16 protein-coding genes and 1 pseudogene are annotated in these 25,764 nt (G+C 63.7%); 7 read left to right on the forward strand and 10 right to left on the reverse strand.

Features of this window, described 5'->3' with window-relative positions; genetic code table 11:
- Positions 1-167 precede the first annotated feature (167 nt).
- Positions 168-3,715: pseudogene (recB, locus tag DQ405_RS03045) on the reverse strand (exodeoxyribonuclease V subunit beta).
- Positions 3,712-7,110: an exodeoxyribonuclease V subunit gamma gene (recC, locus tag DQ405_RS03050; RefSeq protein WP_168422873.1), complete on the reverse strand. Its 3,399-nt coding sequence runs from the start codon at positions 7,108-7,110 to the stop codon at positions 3,712-3,714. The pseudogene recB and the gene recC overlap by 4 nt, the downstream one beginning before the upstream one ends.
- A 228-nt stretch (positions 7,111-7,338) precedes the next feature.
- On the opposite strand from recC, the gene DQ405_RS03055 reads away from it, so the two are divergent.
- The gene (locus DQ405_RS03055) at positions 7,339-9,033 is read left to right on the forward strand and encodes a Na/Pi cotransporter family protein (protein ID WP_168422975.1); all 1,695 of its coding nucleotides are present in this window, start codon (positions 7,339-7,341) and stop codon (positions 9,031-9,033) included.
- A gap of 111 nt (positions 9,034-9,144) precedes the next feature.
- Here DQ405_RS03055 and DQ405_RS03060 read toward each other — a convergent pair whose 3' ends face one another.
- Both DQ405_RS03060 and DQ405_RS03065 read right to left on the reverse strand, forming a co-directional pair.
- On the reverse strand, positions 9,145-11,697 hold the full coding sequence (locus DQ405_RS03060; RefSeq protein ID WP_168422874.1) for a TRAP transporter permease: 2,553 nt from the start codon (positions 11,695-11,697) through the stop codon (positions 9,145-9,147).
- A gap of 123 nt (positions 11,698-11,820) precedes the next feature.
- Positions 11,821-12,786 carry a TAXI family TRAP transporter solute-binding subunit gene (locus DQ405_RS03065; RefSeq protein WP_168422875.1) on the reverse strand — a complete coding sequence of 322 codons (966 nt, stop codon included), beginning with the start codon at positions 12,784-12,786 and terminating at the stop codon, positions 11,821-11,823.
- 412 nt (positions 12,787-13,198) lie between these two features.
- Here DQ405_RS03065 and DQ405_RS03070 point away from each other — a divergent pair, with 412 nt between their 5' ends.
- Entirely contained in the window at positions 13,199-15,097 is a 1,899-nt protein-coding gene (locus DQ405_RS03070; RefSeq protein ID WP_168422876.1) for a sensor domain-containing diguanylate cyclase, read from the forward strand.
- Position 15,098: 1 nt separating this feature from the next.
- On the opposite strand, the gene DQ405_RS03075 is transcribed toward DQ405_RS03070, so the two are convergent.
- Positions 15,099-16,505, reverse strand: a complete 1,407-nt coding sequence (locus DQ405_RS03075; protein WP_168422877.1) for a sensor histidine kinase N-terminal domain-containing protein — start codon at positions 16,503-16,505, stop codon at positions 15,099-15,101.
- Complete coding sequence (locus tag DQ405_RS03080; RefSeq protein ID WP_168422878.1) at positions 16,498-17,169, reverse strand: response regulator; 672 nt, start codon at positions 17,167-17,169, stop codon at positions 16,498-16,500. Before DQ405_RS03080 ends, DQ405_RS03075 begins: the two co-directional genes overlap by 8 nt.
- Positions 17,170-17,347: 178 nt before the next feature.
- Here DQ405_RS03080 and DQ405_RS03085 point away from each other — a divergent pair, with 178 nt between their 5' ends.
- The 5 genes from DQ405_RS03085 (at position 17,348) to DQ405_RS03105 (ending at position 22,664) form a co-directional block, all read left to right on the forward strand.
- Positions 17,348-18,610, forward strand: coding sequence for an OprD family porin (locus DQ405_RS03085; RefSeq protein ID WP_168422879.1), 1,263 nt, complete (start codon positions 17,348-17,350; stop codon positions 18,608-18,610).
- Positions 18,611-18,641: 31 nt separating this feature from the next.
- Positions 18,642-19,616: a tripartite tricarboxylate transporter substrate binding protein gene (locus DQ405_RS03090; RefSeq protein ID WP_168422880.1), complete on the forward strand. Its 975-nt coding sequence runs from the start codon at positions 18,642-18,644 to the stop codon at positions 19,614-19,616.
- Between the two features lie 63 nt (positions 19,617-19,679).
- Positions 19,680-20,123, forward strand: coding sequence for a tripartite tricarboxylate transporter TctB family protein (locus DQ405_RS03095; RefSeq protein WP_168422881.1), 444 nt, complete (start codon positions 19,680-19,682; stop codon positions 20,121-20,123).
- Positions 20,124-20,125: 2 nt separating this feature from the next.
- A complete protein-coding gene (locus tag DQ405_RS03100; protein ID WP_168422882.1) occupies positions 20,126-21,640 on the forward strand; it encodes a tripartite tricarboxylate transporter permease in 1,515 nt (504 codons plus the stop codon).
- Between the two features lies 1 nt (position 21,641).
- Positions 21,642-22,664: an AbrB family transcriptional regulator gene (locus DQ405_RS03105; protein WP_168422883.1), complete on the forward strand. Its 1,023-nt coding sequence runs from the start codon at positions 21,642-21,644 to the stop codon at positions 22,662-22,664.
- 43 nt (positions 22,665-22,707) lie between these two features.
- Here the strand turns inward: DQ405_RS03105 and DQ405_RS03110 are convergent, their stop codons facing one another.
- The 4 genes from DQ405_RS03110 to DQ405_RS03125 form a co-directional block, all read right to left on the reverse strand.
- On the reverse strand, positions 22,708-23,937 hold the full coding sequence (locus DQ405_RS03110; RefSeq protein WP_168422884.1) for a nucleoside recognition domain-containing protein: 1,230 nt from the start codon (positions 23,935-23,937) through the stop codon (positions 22,708-22,710).
- Between the two features lie 471 nt (positions 23,938-24,408).
- Positions 24,409-24,579: a DUF1328 domain-containing protein gene (locus DQ405_RS03115; protein WP_019341907.1), complete on the reverse strand. Its 171-nt coding sequence runs from the start codon at positions 24,577-24,579 to the stop codon at positions 24,409-24,411.
- 54 nt (positions 24,580-24,633) lie between these two features.
- A complete protein-coding gene (locus DQ405_RS03120) occupies positions 24,634-24,870 on the reverse strand; it encodes a hypothetical protein (RefSeq protein ID WP_168422885.1) in 237 nt (78 codons plus the stop codon).
- 201 nt (positions 24,871-25,071) lie between these two features.
- A complete protein-coding gene (locus tag DQ405_RS03125; protein WP_168422886.1) occupies positions 25,072-25,506 on the reverse strand; it encodes a PA2169 family four-helix-bundle protein in 435 nt (144 codons plus the stop codon).
- Positions 25,507-25,764: the final 258 nt, after the last annotated feature.

The following is a 25,764-nucleotide window of genomic DNA, read 5'->3' on the forward strand; positions in this document are numbered from 1 at the left end:
CAATTGCCCTCTTTCAACAGGCAGCTCTACGCTCTGAGCAGCGCATCCCTGGAGCAGAGATCGCACATACCGTAGGGTGGGCTTCAGCCCACCAAGTATGGCGACGCGGCAGAACGGGTGGACCGAAGCGAACCGCCACCCGGCCCACCCTGCGAAAGCGGAGTGCATCATCGTCCCTCCTCGAACAATCGATCCAACGCATCGAGCAAAGCATCGTCCGGACGCGCGAAATACACACCCGCTTCCGGCATGCCGCGCAGAAACAGGTAGAAGGCACCACCTAGGTGCTCGTCGCGGAAATCGGCCAGTCGCTGGCGTAGGAAGCGACGCAACGCCACGAGATAAATCAGGTATTGAAGGTAGTAATGTTCGCCCGCCAAAGCCTGCAGCAGCCGCTCGCCGCCGTAGTAACCGACATCCGGGCCGAGCCAGTTGGATTTGTAGTCGGCGATATACCAGCGCCCGTCGTGCTCGAAGGTCAGGTCGATAAAGCCTTTGAGAAAGCCCTTGAGGCTGTCGAATTCCAACCGCGCCGCCGCCTCACGCAGCGGGGCGGCCAGGCCGCTGGCCGGGTCCATCAGCAGAGCACGCAGACGCGTCACGTCGAGCTCTTGTACCGGGAAGGTGAAGCCCAGCTCCGGCAGGCGTTTAGCGGATTGCAACGCGGTGAGCGTCAGGCCGTTGCCATTCAGATCGGTATCCAGCACCCGTTGCAAATGCTGACCGGCGATCTCTTTCCACTCCAGCGGCAGGCCGAACGCCTGTAGCGCCGGCTCGATCAGCTCTGCCAATGCGCCCTTGTCGCGCGCCCAGTCTTCGAGAATCGCGTGCAGGCAGGTACCCGCACGTGCGCCGCGGGGAAAAGCAAAGAAACCGCTGCCCGGCTCGCCGGCATCGGGGATGGCCAGGGCATCGCGGTCCGGCGCCTCCATATGCATGCCGGCCGCCAGACCGGAGAAACTGCCAATGCGCCAGGCACTGTGCAGGTTGCGGTTGAGCTGCGACAACTGCTGCGGTGGGGTCGCTCGGCCCGGGCCCTGTGCGTTGGCTTCGCGCGCCTCAAGCGGCAGGCAGGCCATGGTGCCGTCGCTCTGCTGGACCAGCCGCTCGATAGCCAGGCGCAGGCTACCGCCGTTGAGATCGGCCAGGTGGTTACCCAGCTCGGTCAATGGCTGAGCTCCAGTGAGCTCGCGGCCGTGCAGCAGCCAGGCCAGCGCACTGGTGTGCAGACCTTCATCCGCCAGGCTGCCATCCTTCTTTGGCTTGCACAGGTTCACCGGCCCCCAATGCAGCCAGAGGCGGTCGCGGGCACGAGTCAGCGCGACATAGGCCAGGCGCAGCTGCTCGGCGAACACCTCCTGACGGGCGCGCTCGAGGTTCTCCTCCAGTTCCCCACTGCCGAGATCCAGCAGCGGTTGACCATTAACGTCATGGCAGCGCGCGCTGTCGCGATTCTTGCCCAGCAGCTTGCCGTCCCAGAGAAACGGACAGAACACCAGCGGGTATTCGAGGCCCTTGCTGGTGTGGATGGTGACGATTTGCACCCGTTCGGCATCGCTCTCCAGGCGCAGCAGTGCCTCTTCACCAGCACCTTCGCTGCCACGCTGGGCGTTGAACCAGGCGAGCAAGGGCTCGAGCCCAGGGCGCAGCAGGCTTTCGGCCTGCAGCAGTTCGCTGAGGTGCAACAGGTTGGTCAGCCGGCGCTCGCCGTCGACGCGTGCCAGCAACCGCTCGGCCACGGCCTGCTCGTCGAGCCAGGCACGGAACACACGCATGAAGCCTTGTTGCTGCCAGAGCTGGTGATAGCGTTCGGCCGCTTCACGCTCGGCATCCCATTGCTGTTGATCGTTCTGGCAGCGCGCCAGATCGGCCGCGCTACGGCCCAGCAATCGCGTGGCCAAGGCGTAGCGCAGCAGACCTTCGCGTCCTGGCTCGACATAGGCGGCGAGCACCGCGGCCAGTTCGGTGGCCTCCTCGCTGCGCCAGACACTGTCGCGCCCACGGCGCACGCTGGGCACGCCACGCGCGGCCAGCTCGTCGGCGATCATCCCGGCCTGCCGGTGGTTGGCCACCAGCACGGCGATATCGCCGCCTTTGAGCACGCTGAACTGGCCGTCGCTATCGAACCCGGCTTGACCCTCGGCGGCTGCAGCCAACTGCAGGGCGATGCGTCGTGCGGTGTCGCTCGCTGCCAGTTGCGCGGCGTCGCCCTTGCCCAGCGGATCGTCACCGAGCCAGACCAGAGACAGCGGCGCGCCTCGTCCTCCTCCACCAGGCGCAGGCTGGAGCGCGACTTCTCGGCGGCGCCCACCGGCGGGTATTGAAGATCGCCTTGAGCAAACGGCTGCGGGTGCGTGAACAGGCGATTCAGCGCATCGATCAGCGCCGGCGTGGAACGGTAGTTGGTCGGCAGGTTGAACGGTTCACGATCGGCCTGCTGCTTGGCCGTCATGTAGGTCGCGAGGTCCGCGCCACGGAAGGCGTAGATCGCCTGCTTGGGATCGCCGACAAAGCACAGCGAGGCATCACCGCCCTTGGCGTAGATGCGGTTGAAGATGGCGTACTGGATCGGGTCGGTATCCTGGAATTCGTCGATCAGCGCCAGCGGATAGGTCGCTCGCAGCGAGGCCGCCAGTCCCTCGCCGACCGGCCCCTGCAGCGCCTGATCCAGACGGTTCAGCAGGTCGTCGAAGGCCAACAGCCGCTGCGCCGCCTTGCGCTCGGGCAGCTCGCGGTTGAGTCGTTCGAGCAAAGCCACCTGCAGCGCAATCAAACGTCGCTTGCCCGCCGGCACTGCCTCCGCCACCCGGTCGGCCAGCTCGTCCAACGCATGGGCCAGTTCGCATACCGGTGCATCGAAGCCCTTCTTGCAGGCCTTGCTCAACGCCCGCACGCCGAATTTGGTAACGCCGTCGGGCAGATCGAACATGACCGCCGGATCGGCGAAATAGGCATCGAGCTCGCTGCGCCAAGGCTCGAACTTGATGCGCTTGTGAGTACTCTGGCTGAGCCCGCCGTGGGCGAACAGCTCGGCCACCCAAGCCGTGCCCGCCGTCGTCCAGAGCGACGCAGCGCGTTGCCAGGCCGCTTCTGTTGCTCTCAGATCGGCGGGGGCCGGCACGTCCTGCGGCTCGACCCGCAAATAGGACTTGCCCAGGTGACTGCGCAACCGTTGACGCAGCCACACCGGGGTGATGCGGCTCTTGGCGAGAAAGCGTGCCCAGGCCGGATCGGCGTCAGCCAGCTCGCCGCGCCAAGCGTCGGCAAGCAGCGCATCGATGATCTCGCGGTCGTCGGCGGTCAGCTCGCTGTCGAAATCGCCGCCCGCTTCGAAGGCTGCGTCCTGCAGCGCGCGCTGGCAGAAGCCGTGAATAGTGAAAATTGCTGCTTCATCGAAGCCATGCACGGCGAGCAACAAACGGCGCCGCGCGGCCTCGTCAGGAAAGCGGGCGTGGAGGCGGTTGAGAAAGTCGTCGCTGCTCGGCGTGCCGTCATAGACCGCCAGCAGATCGGCCAGCCGCGCGCGAATGCGCTCACGCAGTTCGGCAGTCGCGGCAGTGGTGTAGGTGACCACCAGAATCTGCCCCACCGACAGTTGCCGCTCCAGCAGCAAGCGAGCGTAGAGCGCCGTGAGCGTCCAGGTCTTGCCGGTGCCGGCACTGGCCTCGATCAGTGAGCGGCCGTCGAAAGACGAGTCGAGCAGGTCGAGTTTCATGCTTGCTCCTCTTCTTCAGCCAGGGCATCCAATGCGGGACCGATCAGCTGTTCGGCCAGGGTTTCGAAACGCGCGTCGAGCGGATCGCGATCACGGAACGCCAACGCGTTCCAGGGATCTTCCGCCTCGGCGGCGATGGGGCTGAACTCGGCACCGAGCCAGGCTTCGCGGGCGCGCCTGCGGGCGCACTCCAGCGGTTCGCTGCCGCGCGTCGGATTGCGATAGCCCCTGGCGAAGGCATGACTGCTGCGCGGTAACAGCGGCAAGGGCTCACGGATGGCGCTGCGATAAGCCGCGAGCCAGGGCTCCAGCAGCGCGGCGGCATTCGGCAGCGGCCCCAGCTGCCAGTCGCCCGCGGGTGAAAGCATCAGGCTGTTGCGTTCAATGCCCGGCGTGGCCGATAGATTGAGTAACAGGTGGCGCAGCCAGAACGGCGGCAGGTCCCATTCGCCGAGACGGCCGAGCTTCCAGCCGAACAACCCGGCCGGGGTCACGCCATCGAGCCAGCCGTGCACGCGTACGCCGGCCAGAGTGATATCCACCGGCAGCGGCTCGGGCACTGCGTCCGGGCGCAGTTCGAACAGGCGCGGCGCGAATGCACGCACCGGGCCGCGCAGCTTGCCCCACAACGCCTGGCCCAGCTCGCCGGCCGGCAGCCAGCCCGCCGCACAGGCCATACGGCGCTCCTCAAGGTCGCTCCAGCCATGTTCCAGAGCTTGCAGCGAGAGGCGCCGCAGGCCGTTCCAGGCCGACATTTCCAGATCGAAGGGCTCGTCGCTGGCAAGCGCCTCCTGAGCATCGGCCAGGCGCAGACCAAGGCGCTGCTCCAGCAGGAAGCGCGCCGGATGGCGGAAACATTGCAGCAGCTGCGACGGTTCGATGGTCAGCCAGGCTTCATCCGGCTCATCCAACAGACTGGAGAAGGGCTGCGGCTCCCGCTGCGGAGGCTGCGCCAGACGCTGCGCGGCACGAAACCAGGGCAGCGAGAAACCGGCACAAGTCGCATTGGCGAAGTTGCCAGGCGCGAATGGCTGCAGTGGGTGGGCGACGAGGATTTTCTCGCTAGCCTTTGGCTCTTTCGGCTGCAAGGCATCGGTGCTGGCAGGATCGCGAGCAAGCTCGCTCCTGCAGACGGCGGTCATATCGACGGCTTCGAGCACTTCGCTGAGCAGCACCGATGGCGGCAGCACGGCATTGTCGCGGGGGTCGCGGCCGACATAAGACAGGTACAGCGCCTCCCGCGCAGACAGCAACGTCTCCAATAGCAGATAGCGATCATCGAGCCGGCGCGCACGATCACCGCGCCGCGGGTGGCGTCCGATCAGGTCGAAGCCGGACGGTGGCGTGCGTCTTGGAAAAGCGCCGTCGTCCAGGCCCAGCAGGCAAACCACGCGAAACGGCAGACTGCGCATCGGCACCATGGTGCAGAAGGTCACTGCGCCGGTGAGAAATCCCGAGGCGCCGCCGCCCTGCTGCAGCGCAGCACTGAGCTGCTGGTGCACCAGTTCCAGCTCGATGGGCCGATCAAGGTTCGCGGCCTGCGCCTGGTCGCGCAGCGATGCACTGGCCTGGGATAGCAACAGCAGGGTGTCACCGGCCTCGCGCTCATCGAACAGGGTATCAATCAGCGATTGCAGATCGTCCGCCCACTCGGCCAGCGGACGAGGCCGCGCCAGCTGGTCGGCGAGGTTGCCGAGACGCTCGACGAACTCGACCAGCCGTCCCAACAGTTGCCCGCGCGCGCCTTCCAGCGCATCCAGCGGCCAATGATCTCCGAGCAGCGGAGCAGAATCGCCGGCCAGCTGCGGCGGTGCGGCAAAGCCAAGCAACAGGCGATCCAGGCCCTGGCGCCAGGTGAAGGCCGATTCGTCCGGCAAGCCGAGACGGACGCGCTGGCTGCCGTCGCGGCCCCAGCGTACTCCCGCCTCTCGCAGCCAGTCGCGCAGCAGCGGCAGGTCTTCGTTTTCGATGCCGGCGCGACGGGCGATGGCCGGCTGCTCCAGCCAGGCAAGAATCTCCTCGGCAGCGAAACGGCTCTGGGCCAGCATCAGCAATTCGAGGAACGCCTCGATCAGCGGCATTTCGGCGCGCAGACTGCGGTCAGCGAGGCTGTAGGGAATCCGCGGGACGCCTTCTCGGCTGGCGAATACGGCTTCGATGAAGGGTGCATAACGCTCAATATCGGGGGTCAGGACCACCACCTGATCCGGGGTCAGCGTCGGGTTGGCGGCGAAGCGCGCCAGCAGCTGGTCGTGAAGGATTTCCACCTCACGCAATGGCGAGTGGGCGATGTGCACTTCCAGCGAGCGGTCGCTCTGCGCCAGTGTCATACGCTGCTCCGGAAGTCGCGTGCGCAGGCGCAGAATGTCGTTCTGCAGCGCATGCAGCAGGCTGTCGTCGCGCAGGTCCTCGTCTTCGGAATACAGGCCGATCTCCTGGCTGCCTTCATTCGAGGTGAGGCTGAACAGCGAATCGAAGAAGTCGCGACCCTGCTTGCCGAGGCTGGCCAGCAGCGGGTGGCCGACATCGAGATACCAGTCATCCGGCCCGGTCGGCTGGGGCAATGCTGCCGCGCTCGAACGGGCTGCGTTAGAACCTTGCCCTTCGCTCGCAACGCGCTCCGGCCGCATGGCCGGACCGGAGGACTGCCGGGCCAGCTCGCGGATATCACGAATCTCACCCCAGGCCTCGCGGCTGGGGTTGAGCGCGCAGATCACCACCTCGATGTGCCGCGCCAGCCCTTCGAGCACGCGCAGATGATGCGGCGGCAGGCTGCTGATGCCGAACACCAGCAAACGCTCGGGCAAGTCGGTCAGGGGCTGATCGTCATAGAGACGCTTAAGCAGATCGCCGAGCAGGCGCGCGCGGTGCGGGTGGCCGTCCTTGGTCAACTCGCGCCACAGCAGCGCCTGCCAGCCCTCGTCGGGGCCGAGATCAAGCATCTCACCGCGTTCCCAGGCAGCCAGCCAGTCGTCTCGATAGAGCAAATATTGGTCGAAGGTGTCAGCGATCTTCGCTGCCAGGCTCAGACGCCTGCGCTCATCGCCACCATCCAGATACAGCGCCAGGCGAGGCGCCAGTTCAAGGTTGAGCGGGTCACATAGCCAGCCGTAGAGGCGCCAGGTCAGGGTCGACGGCGAAAACGCCGACTGCTCCGGCAGGCTGCCCAGTACCGCGCGGCTCAGATCCCAGACGAACTTGGCCGGCAACTGCATTTCCAGCTGCATGGCAATGCCCTGCTTGCGCGCCAGCTCCAGCGTCAACCAGCGACCCATGCCCTGACTCGGCACCACCACCCGCGCAGGGGCGAAAGGATCGCTGAGCGGCTGGGCGAGCAGCGTCGTGGCCAGTTCGCCGAGGGTTTCCAGGTCGGGAGCGTGGTAAAGGCTGAGCATGGGCAGACCGCTGAAAAACGAAGTGGATAGGTTACAGGCCACCTGCCTGGCTAGCGAGTGACAGCGACATCGTGCGCCAAGCGCGCGACAAGATGTGTCGCGCAGACCGCTCGCGACAGAATCGTGAACGGGGCAACCGCGGGGAGGTCAACCGGATATCCCGTGATCCGTATCGCGCCGATCGGCGCAAGCGCTCGCCATTCGCCGCTCGCCGGAGAAAACCGCCTGATGTTGACGCTGCTGCACCTGCTTTCGTCCATTGCCCTGCTGGTCTGGGGCACGCATATCGTGCGAACCGGCATCATGCGCGTCTATGGCTCGCACTTGCGGCGGTTGCTGGGCCACAGCATGGCCAATTCACCGCTGGCATTCAGCGCCGGTATCGGTGTGACTGCCCTGGTGCAAAGCAGCAACGCGACCGCATTGCTGGCGATTTCCTTCGTCGCCCAGGGCCTGATGGCACTGCCTACCGCGCTGGCGATCATGCTGGGTGCCGATGTCGGCACGGCGCTGATGGCACGGGTGCTGACGCTGGATCTGTCCTGGCTTTCGCCGTTGCTCACCCTGCTCGGCGTCTGCCTGTTCCTGTCACGCAAACAGACCCGCGCCGGCCAGCTCGGACGCGTGCTGATCGGTCTGGGCCTGATCATTCTCGCCTTGCAGCTGATCGTACAGGCCGCCGAGCCGATCACCGAAGCCCGTGGCATGCGCGTGCTGTTCTCGTCGCTCGCGGGCGACACCCTGCTGGCGGTCGTAGTTGGAGCAGTCTTCGCTGTGCTCTCCTATTCCAGCCTGGCCGCCGTGCTGTTGATCGCGACGCTGGCCAGCGCCGGCCTTATCAGCCTTCCGGTGGCGCTGGGCGTGGTCATCGGCGCGAATGTCGGCAGCGGCGTGCTGGCCTGGCTCAACGCCACCGCGCAACCCGTGTCGGCGCGGCGCGTGGCGCTGGGTAATCTGCTCTACAAGCTCGCCGGGCTGCTGATATTGCCCTTCCTGCCGATGCTGGTGAACTGGATGGGCACGCTTGGCTATAGCGCACAGACGCAGGTAATCGCGTTCCACCTGGCCTACAACTCGCTGCGCTGCCTGTTGCTGTTGCCGACCGTCGGGCTGATGGCTCGTCTCTGCGAGCGGCTGATGCCCGAGCGTGTGATCGATAACGGCATCGCCCAACCGCGCCACCTCGATCCTACTGCGCTAGACACGCCGACGCTGGCCTTGGCCAATGCCACACGCGAGACACTGCGCATCGGCGATCTGGTGGAAACCATGCTGGCACGGTTGCTGGAGGTGCTGCGCGACGATCGGCCGGAACCGGGCGAAGAGATCCGCCGCCTGGATGACGATGTCGATGCCCTCTACAGCGGGGTCAAGCTATACCTGGCACGCATGCCGCGTGAAGACCTGGCCGATCAGGAAAGCCGACGCTGGGCGGAGATCATCGAACTGGCGATCAATCTGGAGCAGGCCGGCGACATCATCGAGCACATGCTCGGCAAGGTGCAGAACATCAAGACATCCAAGCGCCGCTCCTTTTCCGATACCGGCCTGGACGAGCTCAGCCAACTGCACGGATTGCTCAGCGCCAACCTCGCGCTGGGCCTGTCGGTGTTCCTGTCCGGCGACTCGCACAGCGCGCGCCAGTTGCTGCAGCAGAAGCGCCAGTTCCGCAAGCGCGAGCGCGAGCTGGCTCATGCTCATGTGCACCGCCTGCATCAGCAGGTAGTCGAAAGCATCGAGACCAGCGCTGCTCATCTGGAGTTGATCGCCGATATGAAGCGTCTGAACTCATTGTTCTGCAGCGCCGCTTATGCCGCGCTTGAAGGCCCTGGCACCGGTAAAGCCCGCGCACCGGGTGACACACAGAATGCTCGCGATAAGCGAATTACCAAGCAGCAACTGCCTCCCGGTAAGCCCGCCTGATCGCGCAGTGCGCACCACCGCACGCAATTACCCGACCGCACCGATCAGCACACAGAAAAAAGCCCCGGCGATGCTTGGCATGGCCGGGGCTAGCTCAGCGGCGCGGGAGGCTCAGTCCCGCTTGCGCCGCCGTTGCATCCACACCACCAGACCAAACAACAAAAGCGCCGGCAGCCACATCCATTCCTTGGCCCAGCGATCGGTGGGTGCACGAACCGCAAGGATCTCCTGGTCGAACTGCAAGCCCAGTTCGGCAGCCTGGCTACCGAAGGTCACGCTGTCGATCAATACCTTGCCGTCTTCTTCGTAAGTCATCAGGCCGAGCTTTTCCAGCTTCTCTTCACCCGTTTCGCCGTCCGGAATAGCGACCAGCAGGCTGAACTCACGCACATCACCGACCGCATCTTCGCCGCGGATGCGCAGGCGCAGCTGGCTGTCCTCATCGACCATTTCCATCGCCTGGACCAGCTGTGACGGAGGAATGTCGCGATAGGGATCGTGCACGATGTCCATCCAGAAGCCGGGACGGAACAGCGTGAAGGCGATCAACAACAGCAGGATGTTTTCGTACCAGCGGCTACGCACCAGGAAGTAACCCTGGGTACCCGCCGCGAAAATCAGCATCGCCACTGTCGCGATGATGAAGATCACGACGCCGTGCCAGAAATTCACGTCGATCAGCAACAGGTCGGTATTGAAGATGAACAGGAAGGGCAGCGCCGCCGTGCGCAGGCTGTAATAGAACGCCACCACCCCGGTCTTGATCGGATCGCCCTTGGACACCGCAGCCGCGGCGAACGAGGCCAGGCCAACGGGTGGCGTAACGTCCGCCATGATGCCGAAATAGAAGACGAACAGGTGCACGGCAATCAGCGGCACGATCAGTCCGCTCTGCTGCCCCAGCGCCACGACCACGGGTGCCAGCAGGCTCGATACCACGATGTAGTTGGCAGTGGTTGGCAGACCCATACCGAGGATCAGGCTGAGGAAGGCGGTGAGCAATAACATCAGCATCAGGTTGCCCATCGACAGCAGCTCGACCAGGTCGGCCAGCACCAGACCGACACCGGTCTGGGACACCGCGCCGACGATGATTCCTGCCGCCGCGGTGGCGATACCGATGCCGATCATGTTGCGCGCGCCAGCAATCAGGCCTTCGCGCAGGTCGACCAGACCATCCATGAACGTGCCGTGCTGATGGCTACCGTCGCGACGCATCCAGCTGAGCAGCGGCCGCTGGGTCAGCAGGATAATGATCAGCATCACCGAGCCCCAGAATGCCGACAGGCCAGGCGACAACCGTTCGACCATCAGGCACCACACCAGCACCACGACCGGAAGCAGAAAATGCAGGCCGGACAACAGCACCGGACGAGTCTGTGGCAGCTTCTCCAGCGGCGCGTCAGGGTCCTCGGGCGGCAGCGGCGGATTGCTCGCAGCGATTTTCAACAGCCCCAGGTAGACCACCGTCAGCAGGGCGCCAATGACCCAGATCGCCGCGTCACCGAGCGCTGGCTTCAGCCAGCCGAGGCCGTAATAGACGCCCAGCGAGATACCGGAAATCAGCGCAACGCCAAAGACGAAGCCGATCAACCGCTGCATCCACGGCTTGGCGACATTTGCTCGCGGCAAGGCGGTCAGGCCGAGTTTGAGCGACTCGAGATGAACGATATAGACCAGCGCAATGTAGGAAATCAGCGCGGGCAGGAAGGCATGCTTGATCACCTCGACATAGGGGATCCCGACATACTCGACCATCAGAAAGGCGGCCGCGCCCATGACGGGCGGCATGATCTGGCCGTTGACCGAAGAAGCCACTTCCACGGCACCGGCCTTCTCGGATGAAAACCCGGTGCGCTTCATCATCGGAATGGTGAATGTGCCGGTGGTGACCACGTTGGCAATCGAGGACCCGGAAATCAGGCCGGTCATGCCTGAGGCTACGACCGCGGCCTTCGCCGGACCACCACGGAAATGCCCGAGCATGCTGAAGGCCAGCTGGATGAAATAGTGACCCGCACCAGCGCGTTCGAGCAGTGCACCGAACAGCACGAAGAGGAACACGAAACTGGTGGAAACGCCGAGCGCGATACCGAACACGCCTTCGGTGGTGATCCACTGGTGGTTGGCCAGGGCGGTGAAGCTGACGCCACGGTGTGCCAGTAGACCTGGCATGTACGGCCCGGCCAGGCTGTAGCCGAGAAAAATCAGCGCGATGATTGCCAGTGCCGGGCCCAGCGCGCGGCGGGTGGCCTCGAGCAGCAGGGGGATGCCGATACAGGCGGTAACCAGATCCATGGTGGTGAGATTGCCGGGGCGCTGTGCCAGTTGCTCATAGGCAACGAAGAGGTATCCGGCACTCGCGGCGGCAATCAGCGCAAGCGCGATATCGATCAATGGCACGCGATCTCGCGGCGACCGTTTGAAAGCGGGGTAGGCCAGAAAAGCCAGGAGCAGCGCAAAGGCCAGATGAATCGCCCGGGCTTCGGTGTTGTTGAAAACGCCGACGCGCAGCATGAACGGCAGCGGCGAAGCGATCCACAGCTGAAACAGCGACCAGAGCAGCGCAAGGCCCGCGATCAGTTTCGCCATGGCGCCTTCGGGCAGCCGCGCACCGACGTCCTTGGCGATCAGCTCTTCGGTGGAGAGTTGTTTGTCTTGCATGAATGAGGCCTGTTATTTCAGGTAACGGAAAACCGCGAAAACCCGCGGCCCAGGCACACGGGTTTTCAGGCAAAAGCCGCGAACGGTAGACCCGCCGCAACGGCGCAGCAGGTCTGTCAGCCGTTACATCCAGCCACGTTCCTTGTAGTAGCGCTCGGCACCTTCATGCAGCGGAGCGGACAGGCCGACCTTGATCATGTCTTCCGGCTTGAGATCCTTGAATGCCGGGTGCAGACGCTGGAAGCGCTCGATGTTCTCGAACACCGACTTGACCAGCTTGTAGACCACATCCGCGTCGACCTTGGAGGTGGTCGAAAGGACCGCCTTGCCACCGATCGACTGGGTCGCAGTGTCGTTACCCTTGTACATGCCGCCCGGAATTTCGGCCTTGGTGTAGTAGGACTTCTCGGACAGCAGCTTGTCGATTTCCGGGCCAGTGATCGGCACCAGAACGGCATCGACAGTGGTAGTCGCTTCCTGGATCGCGCCGTTGGGGTGACCGACGAAATAGGTCATGGCATCGATGTTGTTGTCGCCCAGAGCGCTGGCCTGCTCGGCCGGCTTGAGTTCGGCGGCCAGGCTGAAGGCTGACTTGTCCCAGCCCTTCTCATTCATGATTTCTTCGAGGGTGTCGCGCTGACCGGAACCCGGGTTGCCGATGTTGACGCGCTTGCCCTTGAGATCATCCAGACCCTTGATGTTGGCGTCACGACGCGCCAGCACGGTGAAGACTTCGCTCTGCAGCGAGAAGACCGCACGGATGTCATCCATCGCGCCTTCGTTCTTGAACGGCTCCAGACCTTCCATCGCCTTGTACTGATGGTCCGACTGCATGATGCCGAAATTGAATTCACCGCTGCGCAGGCCGTTGACGTTAGCCACACCACCGCCACTGGCAGGTGCGTTGCACTTGAGGTCTTCGGCGTTACGGTTGACGAAGCGGCAGATCGACTGACCGGCGACGTAGTAGACGCCCGTCTGGCCACCGGTACCGATGGTCACGAATTGTTCTTGCGCCTGAGCCACACCGCTCAGACCGGTCCCCGCCAACGCGGCGGAAAATATCCATGCCAAGGATTTGCCTTTCATGGATTCACTCCTTATTGGTTTGTTTTGGATTGTCTCGCGCTGCCTCGTGAGCATCGGCGAGAAGGTGGGAGTCTAGCAGGCCATCGGATTTCGCGAGAACGCCATCTCAGACATGTGCGAAAAGAATCTTCCGGCAGCCGGCACCGGAGCATCTGACTCATCGCCCCCTTGCATGTTCCGGCATGGACTCGCGCCCCGCCACGCCCCGCCACGCCTATCGTTGCAGCCTTTCGCCGTTAGGCCAGCATGGCAGTCGAACGCTACTGCCATCCACCGACTGACAGCTCGTCTGATATCGTCCTTTTTGCTGGCATCGGGCCATTATTGGTCGTATTGTTTTTGACGCCAGATTCATGACCTCCTTCAGACCCGGCTTGATCTCACGCCGGCGTCAGCCATAGGGCTCTAGCGAATGCGTCATTCCTTGCCGGTCTTTGCCCTTTTCGTTCTGCTTGCTGGTATCTGCGGATTGGCTGCGGCTGACGTGAAGCCGACGCTCACCGCCCAGAACATCCGCGACCTGCAAACCGGCGCCATCGAGTATGTGCCTGGACACAGCGAGGCGAGCTTCGAAGCCGCTCACGCTGCAGCCTGGGCGTGGCAACCACTGGAAAGACCCAACCTGCAGAAGCAAACGCAGGGTGCCTGGCTGCGTTTCACGCTGCGCAATGCGACTGCCCCAGCCGGCGTCTGGCATCTCAGTCTGAAATGGCCCGTGCTGGATGAAGTACGCGTGCGCTTGTTCTATCCGGCTCGCAACCAGTGGGGCCCACCGATGCGCGCCGGGGATACCGTCCCCATGCGCGAGCGGCCTCGGGCGGACCATAATCTGGTGTACCCGCTGGAACTGCGCGCTGAAGAAACGGCTGTGGTCTACATGCACGTGCAGTCACGTGAACTGCTCGCCCTGCCCCTGACGATCGCAGACGAGACGGGCTTCATCGCCACGAAAATTGCCGACGTAGCGATGATCAGCCTGTTCTTCGGCGGCATGCTGGTCATTCTGCTCTACAACTTCAGCCTGTTTCTGTTCACCCGCGACAGCAGCTATCTGCTGTATGTCATCTATCTTCTCAGCGCGCTGTTCTATGTGCTGGCTATCACCGGCTTCGGCCAGCTGTTCCTGTGGCCGGATATGCCGGGGTTCTCCTATCGGTTCTACGGCCTGTCGGCGGCGCTGTGCTTCCTGACCCCGCTGATCTTCGCCAGTCGCTTCCTTGGCATCAGGCGCTACGGCGGCTGGGTCTGGCAGGTGACACTGGCACTCATGTGCTACTGGGGCGTGGTGGTGCTGATGATAGTGTTCGTGCCAACGCTAACGCGCTATCTGGCGATCGAGGCGATGGCGCTGGTCCACTGCGGGCTGACGATGGCCGTGACCATTACATTGTGGGTCCGTGGTAATCCCTCGGCCCGCCTGTTCACCATCGCCTGGTCGACCCTGCTGTTCTTCACGATTGCCCACCTGCTGGCCTTGGAAGGGCTGTTGCCGCTCAATGCCTGGACCCTCAACGGCCAGCTGGTCGGCATGTTCAGCGAGTTCGTTCTGCTGGCGATGGCGCTGGCCGAGCGCATCAACCATGAGCGCGAGTCTCGCATCCAGGCGCAGAACAATGCGCTGCGAACCTCCGAAGCGCTGGCCCAGGAGCGTGAATCGCACCTGCGCTCCCAGCAGCAGGCGCTGGACGTCCAGAAGCGCGCCAACGAAATGCTGGAAGCACGAGTCCATGAACGGACCAAAGCGCTGGAGGAAGCCAAGCGCGGCCTGGAACAGGTCAACGAACAACTGACCCGCATGAGCATCACCGACGCCCTGACGCAGCTGTCCAACCGGGGTCACTTCGATCTGATGATCGACGAAGAGATTCGCCGCGCGCAGCGCATCGAGAAACCCCTTTCGGTGCTGTTGCTTGATATCGACCATTTCAAACAGGTCAATGACACCTACGGGCACGCCTTTGGCGATGAGTGTCTGCGGCTTGTCGCCGCCACGCTCAAGCAGCACGGCCAGCGTGCCGGCGATGTAGTGGCGCGCTACGGCGGCGAGGAATTCGTCATGGCGCTGCCGGGCATCGACAGCCACCAGGCCGATGAGCAGGCCGAACGAATCCGCGCGGCCGTCGCCAAACTGCACCCAGCCTGCGGTGATACTCACCTGGCTCTGTCTGTCAGCATTGGCGTGGCGACGCTCCAGCCCCCCATGGCCCGCTCTGCAGCGCAACTGCTCGCTGCCGCCGATGCCGCGCTTTACCGGGCCAAGCGCAATGGCCGCAATCAGGTGGCCGTCAGCGAGACGAGCGCGGTGACCTGAGTCAGCCGATCTGCGGTGGAAAGCGCAGCCTGACCAGCAATCCACCCAAAGCCCCCTGGCCCAGTTCGATGGTGGCGCGGTGGGCGCGGCTGATCTCACCGACGATGGCCAGCCCGAGGCCGGCACCTTGTCCCTGTTGCTGCAGCCGATAGAAGCGCGCGAAAACCTTCTCGCGCTCTTCCGGGGCGATTCCCGGCCCATCATCCTCGACCTCCAGCACACCCTCATCCCGCACGCGCAGCACCACGTTGCCGCCGCTCGGCGTATGCGCCAGGGCGTTGTCCAGCAGGTTGCTCAGCAACTCACTGAGCAGCGTCGGCTCACCCTGAATCCACACCGGGCGATCCGCCTCCAGGGCGATCGCAACGCCACGTTTGTGCGCCAGCGCGGCCATCGCCAGCCCCAGTTCGCGGGCCAGCTGGCTAAGATCGAGTTGCTGTGCGCCGCCCTCGGCAATCGCCTGCGCGCCACTTTCGATGCGCGCCAGTGAGAGCAACTGGTTGGCCAGATGAATGACCCGGTCCGTGTGCGCCCCGGCTTCTTCCAGCGTCTCCTGCCAGCGCTGCGGCTGCTGCTCACGAAGACCCAGCTCGATCCGCGCCTTGAGCGCGGCCAGCGGCGTGCGTAGCTCATGGGCGGCATCAGCGATGAACTGCGCCTGGCGTTCGAACTGTCCGCGCAGCCGCTCGGTGAAGTGATTGAGCGCCGCCACCAGAGGCTTGAGCTCGCGCTGCACGGTGACCAGCGGCAGCGGCCGCAAATCGTCCGGCTGGCGCAACTCGACTGCCTCGCTGAGCTTGCCCAGCGGGCGCAGGGCAGCACTTACGGCCAGCCAGACGAGCAGCAACGCGGTAACCGCCAGCGCACCGACGCGCCACAGGGTGTCAGTCAACAGGCTGCGCGCCATGCGCTCGCGCGCGCCGAGGGTTTCAGCGACGCGGATCTCAGCGATGCCGTTGAGCTCCGGTTCGCTGACTGGCTGTAGCAGGCTGACCAGCCGCACGCCCTCACCCTTGAACTCGCCATCGTAGAAGCGCGCCAGGGCCGGATAGTCATCGGTGCGGCGGATGTTCTCGCCCGGGGCCGGCAGCTCTTCGTAGCCGCTGACCAGGCGTCCCTGCGTATCCAGCACCTGATAATAGATGCGCCCGGCGCTGTCATAGGCAAAGGTATCGAGGGCGATATAGGGCACATTGGCGCGCAGCTTACCGTCGCTGGCCACCAACCCCTCGGCGATGGCGCGCGCCGAGGCCAGCAGGGTACGATCGTAAGCGGAATCGGCCGCCGCACGACCGTTCCAGTAGGCGCTCCAGCCACTGAACACCAGCAATACGGTCAGCAGCACCGCTAGCCGGCGCAACAGGCCGGCACGCAAACTTCCAACGCGCGCTGGCGACGCGTCAGGCACTTACCGCCTCCAGCAGATAGCCCAGGCCGCGGAAGGTGACGATGCGCACGGCATTGCCTTCGAGTTTCTTGCGCAAGCGATGGATATAAATCTCGATGGCATCGGCGCTGGCATCTTCATCGAGGCCGAACACCTGCGCGGCCAACTGATCCTTGCTCATGACCCGCCCGGGTCGGGCGATCAGCGCCTCGAGCACCGCCTGCTCTCGAGACGTCAGGCTCAGCGGCTGCCCATCGAGGCTGAAGCGGCGGGCGTCCAGGTCGTAGATCAGCGCCCCGCAACTCTGCTGCCGCTCACCGCCGGCCACGCTGCGCCGCAGCAACGCCTTGACCCGTGCTTCGAGCTCGGACAGCTCGAACGGCTTTGCCAGATAATCATCCGCGCCGAGATTAAGCCCATGCACGCGATCGGTCACCTCGCCGCGCGCGGTGAGCATCAGCACCGGCAAGGTCTTGCCGCGTTCACGCAGCCGCGCCAGCACCTGAAAGCCGTCGAGCCGTGGCAGCCCGACGTCAAGGATCGCCAGCGCGTAATCCTCGGTAGCCAATGCCAGATCGGCCGCCACCCCATCATCCAGCAGATCCAGCGTCCAGCCTGCCGCGCGCAGCGCCTGCGCCACGCTTTCAGCGAGCTGGGGATGATCCTCGACCAGAAGAATCCGCATTGCCTGTCCTCTGCCACCACGGAACGAGCCGCCAGTGTAGCGATAAAGGCGCGCCACACGCTGCTTTCACCGGTGAAAGCCTGGCGAAAGTTTCGCCGCCTAGGATCGCATTCAGGTGGCTCGATCCACCGACAGCGGCCGAGCGCCGTCACAACAAAAACAACAGTGGAGATACCGGATGCTGACTGCCGTCAGAAGCAAACCCGCACACGTTCCTCTTGCCCTCGCCATCGCAGCCGCCTCGCTGGCGCCCTTGGCTCAGGCCGATTTCATCGAAGACAGCAGCGCGACCCTGCAAACCCAGAACATTTATCTCAATCGCGATTTCCGCGAAGGCACTGGCCAGTCCAAACGCGAAGAATGGTCGCAGGGCTTTCTGCTCAATATCGAATCAGGTTTCACCGAAGGCACGGTCGGCTTTGGCCTGGATGCGATGGGCATGCTTGGTATCAAGCTCGACTCAGGCGGCGGCCGCACCGGCACCGACCTGCTCCCGGTACGCGACGATGGCAGCACGCCAGATGAGTTCAGCCGGCTCGGGTTGACGGCGAAGGCGAAGTTTTCCGAGACAGAACTGCGCTACGGCAGCCATATTCCGGAAACCCCGGTGGTGAAAGCCAGTGACAGCCGCACCCTGCCCCAGGTGTTCGAAGGCGCGATGCTGGTGTCCCAGGACCTGACCGGTCTGACCCTGACCGGCGGCCGCCTGGACAAGGTCATCGACCGTGCCTCGACCAACTCCCAGGACCTGCAGCTGAACAACAAGAACGGCCGCTTCGCCAGCGCTGCCGAGGCCGACCACCTGTCATTCGTCGGCGCGAAGTACGATTTCAGCGACCGCTTTACCGGAACCTACTACGCCGCCGAACTCGACGACATCTATCGCCAGCACTTCTTCAACCTTCAGGCGGTGCAGCCGCTGGGCGAAGACTCGGCGCTGACTGCCGACCTGCGCCTGATGGTCAGCGATGACACCGGCGCGGCGAATGCCGGCAAGATCGACAACCAGGCCTGGAATGGCATGCTGGGTTACAGCCTCGGCGGCCACAAGCTCAGCCTGGCCTATCAGCAAATGAACGGCGATACCGGCTATGCCTACATCGACGGTGGCGACCCCTACCTGGTCAACTTCGTCCAGATCAATGACTTCGCCAACGCCGACGAGCGCTCCTGGCAGGCCCGTTACGACTATAACTTCGCGTCCATCGGGGTACCCGGACTGACCTTCCTGACCCGTTACATTTCCGGCGACAACGCCGAATACAACGGCGGCAGCAATGGCAGCGAATGGGAGCGCGACATCGAGCTCAAGTACGTCGTGCAGACCGGCCCGCTGAAGAACGTCGCCGTGCGCATGCGCAACGCCATGTTCCGTTCCGATTTTGCCCGTGACGCCGATGAAAACCGCTTGATCGTCAGCTACAGCCTGCCGATCTGGTAAGCCGCCGATAACAAGAACCCAGGAGAACACCATGAACACCGCAATCCGCCGTTTCGCCCTGCTCTCGTCCTGTCTGATGCTATCCAGCCAGCTGATGGCCGAGCCCAAACGTCCCGAATGCATTGCGCCGGCCAAGCCCGGCGGCGGCTTCGACCTGACCTGCAAACTGGCCCAGAGCGGCCTGAAAGACGAAGGTCTGCTCGAGGCGCCCATGCGTGTCACCTATATGCCCGGCGGTGTCGGTGCGGTGGCCTATAACGCCGTGATCGCCCAGCGCGCCGCCGATCCGGCAACTATCACTGCGTTCTCCAGCGGTTCGCTGCTGAATCTGGCGCAGGGCAAGTTCGGCCGCTACGACGAAACCGACGTGCGCTGGCTGGCCGGTATCGGCACCGACTATGGCGCCATCTCGGTCCGCGAGGACGCGCCTTACCAGGACCTCGACGACCTCATCGCCGCCGTGAAGAAAGACCCCAGCAGCGTCGTCTTCGGTGCCGGGGCCACCATTGGGGGGCAGGACTGGATGCAGACCGCGCTGATCGCCCGCGCCGCCGGCGTCGATCCGAAGAAGCTGCGCTACGTGGCCTTCGAAGGCGGCGGCGAGACCCTGACAGCCATGCTCGGCGGCCACGTGCAGGTCACCAGCAGCGGCCTGGGCGAAGTCGCGCCACAGCTCGATGCGGGCAAGATCCGTATCCTCGCCGTGCTTTCCGATGAACGCCTGCCGGGCAAGATGTCGGATATTCCGACCGCCAAGGAGCAGGGCTACGACATCAGCTGGCCGGTGATTCGCGGCTTTTACATGGGCCCGGAAGTCAGCGACGAGGATTTCAACTGGTGGAAGACGCAGTTCGACACCCTGCTGGCCGACGAAGATTTCGCCCAGCTGCGTGAACAGCGCGACCTCTTCCCGCTGTCGATGACGGGCGACGAACTCAAGGCCTTCGTCAACAAGCAGGTCGCCGACTACAAGGCGCTCGCCGCGGAGTTCGGCCTGGTCAAGTAACACCCATGCGGTTAGCGGCTTCTGCAAGGCAGCCGCTAACCGCTCCTCCCGAGGTATTCCACCATGTACGTTCGTGTCTTTGCCGCGGTGTGGCTACTCGCCTGCGCCGGTCTCGCGCTGCTCGCCTGGGGTTTCGAGGCGCCCTTCGCCTACGACCCGGTCGGTCCGCGCGCCTATCCGCTGTTGTTGCTGTTTCTGATGGGCTGCGGCGCGCTGTGGTTGCTGATCAAGCCCCATGGCGAGCCGACGCCGCCATTCGACTGGGCCATGGCCCGGCGCGCTGCGCTTTGTGTGCTGGTGCTGCTGGCCTACGCGCTGCTGTTCGAGAAGCTCGGTTTCGTCATCACCACGGCTCTGGCCGCATTCGCCCTGGGCTTGCTGTTCAACGGCCGCCTGTGGTCCTCGCTGATCAGCGGTGTACTGATGGGCGTGCTGCTCTACGGCCTGTTCGATCTGTTGCTTGATGTGCCGCTGCCGCTCGGCGTGCTGCGCTTGCTGGAGAGCTGAAAATGGAAACCTTGATTTTTTTGATGCAGGGCTTCGATGTCGCCACGCGGCCGACGAACCTGCTCGTGGCACTGTTCGGCGCCTTCGTCGGCACCATCGTTGGCCTGCTGCCTGGGCTGGGCCCAATCAACGGCGTGGCGCTGCTGCTGCCGCTGGCATTCGCCTTGGGTCTGCCGCCGGAAACCGCGCTGATCCTGCTGGCTGCGGTGTATCTGGGCTGTGAATACGGCGGGCGCATTTCGGCGATTCTGCTCAACGTCCCGGGCGATGCCGCCGCGGTGATGACCACGCTCGACGGCTACCCGCTGGCGCGTCAGGGCAAGGCGGGTATCGCGCTGTCACTGTCGGCGGTCAGCTCGTTCATCGGCAGCATCATCGCCACCTGCGGCGTGGTGCTCTTCGCTCCGCTGCTGGCGAAGTGGGCGGTGGCCTTCGGTCCGGCCGAGTACTTCGTGCTGATGATTTTCGCCATCGCCTGCCTCGGCGGCATGGTTGGCGACAAGCCGGTGAAAACCCTGATGGCGGCCTTGATCGGCCTGGGCCTGGCGACCGTGGGCGTGGACTCCACTACGGGCGTTTACCGTTTCACCTTTGGCAGCGTCAGCCTGTCGGACGGCATCCAGTTCGTGATCGTGGTGATCGGTTTCTTCAGCGTCAGCGAGGTGCTGCTCATGCTGGAAAAAACCCATAGCGGGCAAAAGGCGGTCAAGGCCAGCGGACGCCTGCTGTTCAACTTCAAGGAGTTCTGCTTCACCTTCTGGACCATGGTCCGCAGCGCCCTGGCAGGCTTCGTCATCGGCACCCTGCCCGGCGCCGGCGCGACCATTGCCAGCGCCATGACTTACATGAGCGAAAAGCGCATGGCGGGCGACAGCGGCAAGTTCGGTGAGGGCGACCTGCGGGGCCTGGCGGCACCTGAAGCCGCCAACAACGCCTCCGCGTGCGGCTCATTGATCCCGATGCTGACCCTCGGCGTTCCAGGTTCTGGCACCACGGCGGTGATGATCGGCGCGCTGACGCTGTACAACATCACCCCCGGCCCATTGCTGTTCGAACAGCAGCCTGACGTGGTTTGGGGCCTGATCGCCTCGCTGTTCATCGGTAACGTTATCCTGCTGGTGATGAACATCCCGCTGGTCGGGCTGTTCTCCAAAATGCTCAGCGTGCCCAACTGGGTGCTGGTCCCGGCCATTACGGCGATCAGCGTGGTGGGCGTCTACTCGGTCCACAGCACGACGTTTGACCTGGTGCTGATGATCGGTCTGGGCGTGTTCGGCTACCTGTTGCGCAAGCTGGACTTTCCGTTGTCCGCGCTGATCCTTGGCTTTGTGCTTGGCGAGATGATGGAAGACAATCTCCGCCGCGCGCTGTCGATCTCAGCCGGCGATCTGGGCATTCTCTGGGGCAGCCCGATCACGATCATCCTCTGGCTGATGGCCGTGCTGATGCTGGCGATGCCGGGGCTGCGCTGGTGGCGTCAGCGCCGCCGCACCAAGCTGAACGCAGCGCACGCCTGATATGCCGCGCCAGCTTCCGGGATGGTGGGCGACGCCGCTGGTCGGCGCCCTCGGTGGCTGGCTGGCCAGCCTGGCCAACTGGCCGCTGCCCTGGATGGTTGGCTCGTTGCTGGCGGTCATTGCCGTACGCTGCAGCGGCTGGCTGCTGACGGAACTGCCGCGCGGCCGACAGACCGGGCAATGGTTGATTGCCAGTGCCATCGGCCTGCATTTCACCCATGAGGTCATGCAGCAAGTAATCGAGCATTTCGGCGTGATTCTCGCCGGTGCGCTGTGCACCCTGCTGCTGAGCCTGATCGGCATCTCCATCCTCCTGCGCAGCGGTACGGACCGCGCCACGGCTTTCTTCGCCAGCATGCCCGGCGGGGCCAGCGAGATGGTTAACCTGGCCGGGCGCCACGCGGCGCAACCGGCGATGGTGGCGGCCGCTCACAGCTTGCGGTTGCTGCTGGTGGTGCTGGTCGTTCCCGCACTGTTTACCTGGAGCCTACCGCCCGTCGACGCGCCATTGCCCGCCCCGGTCAGCTGGCCATGGCTGGCGATTTTGCTGCCGGCAGGCGCCGTACTGGCGCTGCTATGGAAGAAGCTCGGCCAGCCAAACCCCTGGATGCTCGGCCCGCTGACCGTCTGCGCGGTGGCGAGCGCGACATTCGATCTGCACCTGGGACTGCCGGAAGGCGTCGGCCAACTCGGCCAATGGCTGATCGGTTGTTCGCTGGGCTGTCATTTCGATCGACCGTTCTTCCGCAGCGCGCCGGCGTTCCTGCTGCGCATCCTGCTGTTCACCGTGCTGGCGATGCTCGCCGCGGCAGGGCTGGCCGAGGCGCTGGGGTGGGTGGCGACCCTCAACCGGACCTCCCTGATGCTGGGCATGATGCCCGGGGGGATCACGGAACTGTGCCTGACGGCCGAGGCGCTGCAGCTGTCAGTGGCGTTGGTCACCGCGCTGCAGGTGTTGCGATTGTTCCTGGTGATGTTCCTCGCCGAGCCTCTGTTTCGGCTTTGGCAACGGATGGCGAACTAGCCTGCGACTATGCGCGGATTAATCATCCGGCATCGTTGCACGCTTAACCAAAAAACCAGTAGCAAACCAGAATCGCCGCCACGATTCCGGCGAAATCCGCCGCCAGCGCGCATCCCACCGCGTGCCGTGCTCGCTGGATGCCAACTGCACCGAAATACACCGCCAACACATAGAAGGTCGTCTCGGTACTGCCTTGCACGGTCGCCGCGACCAGTGCCGGGAAGCTGTCCACGCCTTGGCTTTGCATGGTCTCGATCAACATTGCGCGAGCGGCGCTGCCGGAGAATGGCTTGACCAGCGCGGTAGGCAACGCGTCGACGAAGCGGGTATCCCAGCCCAGCGCTTCGACCAACCAGCGAATGCCATCCAGCCCGAAATCCAACGCGCCGGAAGCACGCAGAACTCCGATCGCACAGAGCATGGCGATCAGATAAGGGAGCAGACTCTTGGCGACATCGAAGCCTTCCTGGGCACCTTCGACGAAGCTTTCATAGACCGGCACCTTGCGCAGCGCCCCAACGATCAGGAACGCGATGATCAAGCCGAACAGGGTCAGGTTGCCAAGCAGCGACGACAGCGAAGCCAGGGCTGTGGCCGATAACCCGGCAAGCAGCGCCATGAATCCGCCGAGTAGCAGCGCACCGGGAATGAAATAGGCCAGCACCACCGGGTCCCATATGCGCAGCCGCTGCACCAGCGCTACAGCCAACAGCCCCGCCAGCGACGACGCGGTAGTCGCCAGCAGGATCGGCAGGAAAACCAAGGTCGGGTCTTCGGCACCCTGCTGTACGCGGTACATGAAGATCGATACCGGCAGCAGCGTCAGCGATGACGTGTTGAGCACGAGAAACAGAATTTGCGCATTGCTCGCCACCGTTTTGCTGGGATTAAGCTCCTGTAGCGCGCGCATGGCACGCAGGCCGATGGGCGTAGCAGCGTTGTCCAGCCCCAGACCGTTGGCAGCGAAGTTGAGGGTGATCAGCCCCAGCGCCGGATGGCCCGCCGGAACCTCGGGCATCAGGCGGCGAAACAGCGGCCCCAACAGACGTGCCAGCAACTCGATCAGGCCCGCCTTTTCGGCAATGCGCAGGAAGCCAAGCCAAAGCGTCAAGGTGCCAAACAGCACGATCATGATCTCCACCGCCAGCTTGGCCATGGCGAACAGGCTTTCGACCAGCGCGGCAAAGACGGCCGGATCGCCACCCAGCAACCAACGTCCAAGCGCGGCAATCGCGGCGATCAGAAAAAAGCCCAGCCAGAGGCCGTTGAGCATGTGATTCTCCAACGAGTGACTGCGCGCGATGATAGCGGTGCGGCTGGAGAACGGCCATGAACAGCAATAGCCGGTGCGTCGGAAAGACCAGCGACTCGTTGTTCAGACGATCAGTGAGCTGGGGAAGTAGTGGGGTCAAATGCCGACCCGACGGCGTCGCAAGGGCCCTGGCGATTGCCCGGACGGAGGGAGAGATCGCAAGCCGAAGGTGGTATTGCCACCTTCGGTTGCCTTTCGCTGAACCCGGCCCTTCAAAGGAGGCACTCCGTGTACCCCTAGGTCGCTCCGAACAGAGCGTCCCGACCCCTTGGTTCCCCCGTTACACGGGCTGGCGGGCGTTCGTTGTACGATTAACCCCGTCTTCTTTACATGCCTTCGCAATCAGGCAACGAAGGTATCAATTCTCGGCGTCCCGCCTGTCCTGCCTCCCTCGGTGTTGCAGCCGCCCTTGCGGGCGGCGTCATTGCATCATCATGCACGCGGTCCGCGGCCTCGACCGAAGATCAGCGAAGCGACGAACAGCACCAGGAAAACCACAAACAGGATCTTGGCGATGCCTGTTGCGGTGCCAGCGATACCACCGAAGCCCAAGACCGCAGCGATGATGGCGATGATCAGGAAGGTAATAGCCCAACTCAGCATGGTGTAACTCCTCTTCGGTTCAGGACATCTTCAGCGGGACCCGCGGGCCTGCGGCTAGAAAACCCAGCGCTGCTCCGACCGCACCTGCATGTAATCAATCGTCTTCGGTGCAGGGCCGGTTTGCACAATCCCTACTGGTTGAGCGTCGTACATCCGGATTCGTTCCGCTGACTGGGGCTGCTCCTGGCTGAACGGTTGCGACATCGGCCGCTCGGCACCAACGATCAGCGTAACCACAGCAGCAGTAAGGAAACCTTTGCCTACCAGTGAGAAGCGTGCTTGACGATTCATCCTCAACTCCTTCTAAGCATGCGGGGCATGTCTGTCTTTGCGGTTAATGTTGCAGACCTCATGCCAGGCTTTAGAAATACGATTTTTCTTTTAACTTCAATGGCTTAACTCGTCTCATCAACAAGCTGTCAACTTAAATTGCACGATGCCCGCGTCGGGCTCCGTGCGATTTGCACGACGGGCTAATCCCTGTGTCCGGATTCAATTGGCTGCGCTGTGGTTGAGTGCGTGAATTCGCTCGTGGCAAGCCCGAAGTTTCGGAAGTTCGATGGCCAGCAAAGCGCGAACGTCGGGCTCGGCCGTCTTCAGCGCATCCTCGAACGCCGCCAGGATGCGTTCTTCCGTCTGGTCCAACTGGTCGATGTAGACGGCATCGGGATGCCCAAGCCGGGCCTTGGTATCGGCGTACTTCTCGCGTAGCTTGCCCGCCGTGGTGCCACCTTGGGCCGGCTGCTCCTGGTTGGCCGCCACCTTCACCGATAGCGCCTGAATGATGTGGGTCTTAGCCTGCGCCATGTCGCGAAACAGATGCTGCAGTTCGACGTCTTTCACCACCTCGAGCGCGTGCTGGTAAAAATGCTGGCCGTCACGGGTAATTTCGATCAGCTCGTTGAGTTGGGTCATGTTCTGGTTCATGGGGCCTCCTGACACTGATGCGAGGCGCCGTCGGCTGCGACCGAGCGAGCGCGTTCAGCCTATAGCCGCAAGCCTCGTGCCAGCACAAAGACAACCGCGGTACCTTTATAATCAGGCACTTGCGACACCGTTCCGCTTTGGCATTGATTGCATGCTGCAGGAAAGGCCCGATGGCACCGTGCAACTTGCAAGACTTTTCGTAGACTAAAGCAGGCGCCAATTCCTACTCGGCGCAATTCGAGCATTCCGATTTCTCTT

It is taken from the genome of Pseudomonas sp. SST3 (genome assembly GCF_003325755.1).

Coding starts and splice junctions, on each gene's coding strand:
- recC (WP_168422873.1), bottom strand. CDS start 7,110: ATGCTCAGCCTTTACCACGCTCCCGACCTGGAAACCCTCGGCGAACTG.
- DQ405_RS03055 (WP_168422975.1), top strand. CDS start 7,339: ATGTTGACGCTGCTGCACCTGCTTTCGTCCATTGCCCTGCTGGTCTGG.
- DQ405_RS03060 (WP_168422874.1), bottom strand. CDS start 11,697: ATGCAAGACAAACAACTCTCCACCGAAGAGCTGATCGCCAAGGACGTC.
- DQ405_RS03065 (WP_168422875.1), bottom strand. CDS start 12,786: ATGAAAGGCAAATCCTTGGCATGGATATTTTCCGCCGCGTTGGCGGGG.
- DQ405_RS03070 (WP_168422876.1), top strand. CDS start 13,199: ATGCGTCATTCCTTGCCGGTCTTTGCCCTTTTCGTTCTGCTTGCTGGT.
- DQ405_RS03080 (WP_168422878.1), bottom strand. CDS start 17,169: ATGCGGATTCTTCTGGTCGAGGATCATCCCCAGCTCGCTGAAAGCGTG.
- DQ405_RS03085 (WP_168422879.1), top strand. CDS start 17,348: ATGCTGACTGCCGTCAGAAGCAAACCCGCACACGTTCCTCTTGCCCTC.
- DQ405_RS03090 (WP_168422880.1), top strand. CDS start 18,642: ATGAACACCGCAATCCGCCGTTTCGCCCTGCTCTCGTCCTGTCTGATG.
- DQ405_RS03095 (WP_168422881.1), top strand. CDS start 19,680: ATGTACGTTCGTGTCTTTGCCGCGGTGTGGCTACTCGCCTGCGCCGGT.
- DQ405_RS03100 (WP_168422882.1), top strand. CDS start 20,126: ATGGAAACCTTGATTTTTTTGATGCAGGGCTTCGATGTCGCCACGCGG.
- DQ405_RS03105 (WP_168422883.1), top strand. CDS start 21,642: ATGCCGCGCCAGCTTCCGGGATGGTGGGCGACGCCGCTGGTCGGCGCC.
- DQ405_RS03110 (WP_168422884.1), bottom strand. CDS start 23,937: ATGCTCAACGGCCTCTGGCTGGGCTTTTTTCTGATCGCCGCGATTGCC.
- DQ405_RS03115 (WP_019341907.1), bottom strand. CDS start 24,579: ATGCTGAGTTGGGCTATTACCTTCCTGATCATCGCCATCATCGCTGCG.
- DQ405_RS03120 (WP_168422885.1), bottom strand. CDS start 24,870: ATGAATCGTCAAGCACGCTTCTCACTGGTAGGCAAAGGTTTCCTTACT.
- DQ405_RS03125 (WP_168422886.1), bottom strand. CDS start 25,506: ATGAACCAGAACATGACCCAACTCAACGAGCTGATCGAAATTACCCGT.